Source organism: Pseudonocardia sp. McavD-2-B (assembly GCF_024124365.1).
Lineage (GTDB): Bacteria > Actinomycetota > Actinomycetes > Mycobacteriales > Pseudonocardiaceae > Pseudonocardia > Pseudonocardia alni.
Genome location: NZ_JAMXSG010000411.1, coordinates 1 through 3518, shown reverse-complemented (window position 1 = coordinate 3518; position 3518 = coordinate 1). Strand labels below are relative to the sequence as shown.

The window sequence follows — 3518 nt, the reverse complement described above, 5'->3', positions numbered from 1 at the left end:
CTCCGGGCGGGAGCCGCTGCCGCCCCGGTCCGGGCCGCCCGCACCGCGGGGCGCCGAGGACCACGTGCCGCCGCAGCAGCTGTTCGCGCTGGTCCGCGACGCGGCCCCGGCCGGGACCGTACACGTCTGCGAGTCCACCTCGACCATCGATGACTTCGTCGCCCAGGCCGACCTCACCGAGCCGGGCAGCTACCTGTTCCCCGCCTCCGGCGGCCTGGGGTTCGGGCTGCCCGCCGCCGTCGGGGCGCAGCTGGCCCACGGCGAGGCGCGCCGGGTGGTCGCACTCGTCGGCGACGGGTCGGCCAACTACGGCATCACCGCGCTGTGGACGGCGGCGCAGTACCGGGTGCCGGTGGTCTTCGTGATCCTGAAGAACGGTACCTACGGTGCGCTGCGCGGCTTCGCGGGGCTGCTGGGCACCGGGGAGACACCGGGCCTGGACGTCCCCGGACTGGACTTCGTGAAGATCTCCGAGGGCTACGGCGTCCCGGCGGTGTCGGTGTCCGACGCCGCGTCGACGGCGGCCGCGCTGAAGGACGCGTTCGCTGCCGACGGGCCGCGGCTGGTCGAGGTCGTCACGGCCCCGGGCGTGGCGTAGTCGCTCACACCGTCGCCGCTCACACCGTCGCCGCTCACACCGTCGCCGCTCACACCGTCGCCGCTCACACCGTGGCCAGCGCGGCGTAGCGGCCCGCGTCGGCGAGCAGCTCGTCGTGGCTGCCGGACTCGACGATCCGGCCGTGGTCGACGACGGCGATCCGGTCGGCGTCGCGCACGGTCGACAGCCGGTGCGCGATGGTGATCGTCGTGCGGCCGTGGGCCAACGCGTCGAACGCGGCCTGCACGGCCCGCTCGGTGCGGGTGTCCAGCGCGCTGGTGGCCTCGTCGAGGACCAGCACCTTCGGGTCGCGCAGCAGCGTGCGGGCGATCGCGATGCGCTGCTTCTCCCCGCCGGAGAAGCGGTGCCCGCGCGAGCCGACGACGGTGTCGTAGCCGTCCGGCAGGCCGGTGATCAGGTCGTGGACCTGCGCGGCGCGCGCGGCGGCCTCGATCTCGGCGTCGGTGGCGTCCGGACGGGCGTGGCGCAGGTTCTCCCGCACGGTGGCGTGCATCAGGTAGGTGTCCTGCCCGACGACCCCGACGATCCGGGTGAGGTCGGCGGCGGCCATGTCCCGCAGGTCCACGCCGTCGATGGTGACCCGGCCCGCGGTCGGGTCGTGCAGCCGCGCGACCAGTCCCGCCAGGGTGGTCTTGCCGGAGCCGGTCTCGCCGACCAGCGCCAGGGTGGTCCCGGCCGGGACGTCGAGGTCGATCCCGGCGACGGCGGCGGCGTCGCTCCCCGGGTAGGCGAAGGTGACGCCCTCGAGGCGCACGTGGCCGCGGACGCGGTCGTGGTCCACCGCGACCGGGTGCTCGGGCTCCACGACGTCGACGGTCAGGTCCAGGTACTCGAAGATCCGGGCGAACAGCGCCAGCGACGCCACGATCTGGACCCCGACGCTCAGCAGCCCCATGACCGGCCGGAACAGGCCGCCCTGCAGCGCGGTGAACGCGACCAGGGTGCCGATGCTCATCGTCCCGGCCGCGAAGGGCAGGCCGGCGGCGAGGTAGATGACCGCCGGGACGGCGGCGAACACGACCTGGGTGACGGCCATCGTCCAGCGTCCGGCGAGCTGGGAGCGCAGCTCCAGCCCGATCAGCCGCGACGAGGAGTCGGTGAACCGCCGGGTCAGCTCCGGTCCGCTGCCGAGGGTCTTGGACAGGGCGACGCCGTCGACGGACAGGCTCTCCTCGACGGTGACGTTGAGGTCGGCCAGCTCCCGCTGCTGGGCGGCGGTGATCGCGCGCCGGGTGCGGGCGACCCGGCGGGTCAGCAGGATCGCCGGGGGCAGCACGACGAGCGAGACCAGGGTGAGCTGCCAGGACAGCGCGAGCATCGCGACCAGCGTCGCGACGGTGGTGGTCAGGTTGGACGCGACCGAGGTCGCGGTGTTCGTGACCACCGACTGCATGCCGCCGATGTCGTTGGTGATGCGCGACTGCACCTCACCGGTGCGGGTGCGGGTGAAGAAGGCCAGGCTCTGGCGCTGCAGGTGGCCGAAGACGCCGGTGCGCAGCCCGTGCATGACCTCCTGGCCGATGCGGGTGGAGATCCAGGTCTGGGCGACGCCGAGTGCCGCGGTGACCGCGGCGACCGCGACCATCCCGCCGGCGAGCCAGGCGAGCAGGGGGACGTCGCGCTGCGGCAGCGCCACGTCGATGACCTCGCGCAGCAGGAACGGCGAGGCCATCCCGACGATCGACGAGGCGACGATCGTCGCGACGACGACCGAGAGCGGGCCCCGGTGCGGGGCGAACAGGGCGCCGATGCGCCGCAGCGAGACCGCGCGAGCCTGTTCCTTCTCCTCCGGGGAGGAGGTGCGGGTGTCGGGCCGGCCGGGCCGGTTCGGGGGTCGGGGGTCCACGGAGTGCTCCTCACGATGCTGTGGTTACCTCACTATGAGGCAGCAACAGCATCACTTGCTAGTCTGTTCCCGTGCCGGACCGGGACCAGACCAGGCCCTCGCGCAGCGACCTCGTCGACGCGTTCTGGTCGGTCGCGCGGTCGCTGCGCCACGCCTCGGCCGAGCGGCTGGCGGGCTGGGGCCTGACCCCGTCGCAGGCGCGGGCGCTCGGCACCCTGGTCCGTCACGGCGAGATGCGACCCGGCGCGCTGGCCGGGCACCTGCACATCACGCCGCGGTCGGCGACCGAGGTCGTCGACGCCCTGGCCGGGCTGGGGATGGTCGAGCGGGCGACCGACCCGGCGGACCGGCGCGCCGTGCTCCTGCGGGTCACCGAGACGGGCGCGGCGACCGCGCGCGACGTGCGCGCCGCCCGGGCCGACGGGGCCGAGGCGCTGTTCGCGCGGCTGTCCGAGGACGACCGCGCCGCGCTGGCCCGGATCCTCGCCGTGCTGCGCGAGGGAGCCGACGAGCACCGCCCCCGATGAGCTCGGCCGCTCGGCCCGGGGCGTGGCGGACCGGGCCCGTCCCGGTCGATCGCGGGCGGTGTGGCCCGGGCGGTCCGGCCACGCATCAGCGACCGGCGGGATCCGTCCGGTCGTCGCCCGCCGACGTGCGGCCGCGGCGGACCCGCGCCGCCCGCACCAGCGCTCGCACCGCCGTCCCGGCCACCAGGACCACCACCCCGGCCAGCACCGACACCGGCGGCAGCAGCGTCGCGAGCACCACGCAGCCGAGCAGACCGAATCCCGACAGGGCGCGCCGCCACGGCCGGTCGCGGTGCAGGGTGAGCGCCGCGGCGTTGGCGACGGCGTAGTAGAGCAGCACCGCGAAACCGGACAGGCCGATCGCCGTGACCGGGGCCGCGGTGAGCACCAGCAGCAGCACCACGGCGCCGACGGCGAGCTCGGCGCGGTGCGGCACCGCGAACCGTGGGTGGACCGCGGCGAGCGCCCCCGGCAGCTCCCGGTCGCGGGCCATCGCCAGCACCGTGCGCCCGACCCCGGCGACCAG

Annotated in this window: 4 protein-coding genes; 2 read left to right on the top strand and 2 right to left on the bottom strand. The window is 75.3% G+C overall.

Annotated features, from left to right (window positions below; all coding sequences use genetic code 11):
- Positions 1–598 (top strand): thiamine pyrophosphate-dependent enzyme (locus NH602_RS29380; protein WP_253069512.1); only part of this gene is annotated, 598 nt, incomplete at its 5' end.
- Positions 599–662: 64 nt separating this feature from the next.
- Here the strand turns inward: NH602_RS29380 and NH602_RS29375 are convergent.
- A complete protein-coding gene (locus NH602_RS29375; RefSeq protein ID WP_073575014.1) occupies positions 663–2465 on the bottom strand; it encodes an ABC transporter ATP-binding protein in 1803 nt (600 codons plus the stop codon).
- Positions 2466–2536: 71 nt separating this feature from the next.
- Here NH602_RS29375 and NH602_RS29370 point away from each other — a divergent pair, with 71 nt between their 5' ends.
- The gene (locus tag NH602_RS29370; protein ID WP_253069511.1) at positions 2537–2992 is read left to right on the top strand and encodes a MarR family winged helix-turn-helix transcriptional regulator; all 456 of its coding nucleotides are present in this window, start codon (positions 2537–2539) and stop codon (positions 2990–2992) included.
- An 85-nt stretch (positions 2993–3077) separates the two neighbouring features.
- On the opposite strand, the gene NH602_RS29365 is transcribed toward NH602_RS29370, so the two are convergent.
- Positions 3078–3518: amino acid permease (locus NH602_RS29365; protein ID WP_253069510.1), on the bottom strand; the 441-nt coding region annotated here is incomplete at its 5' end.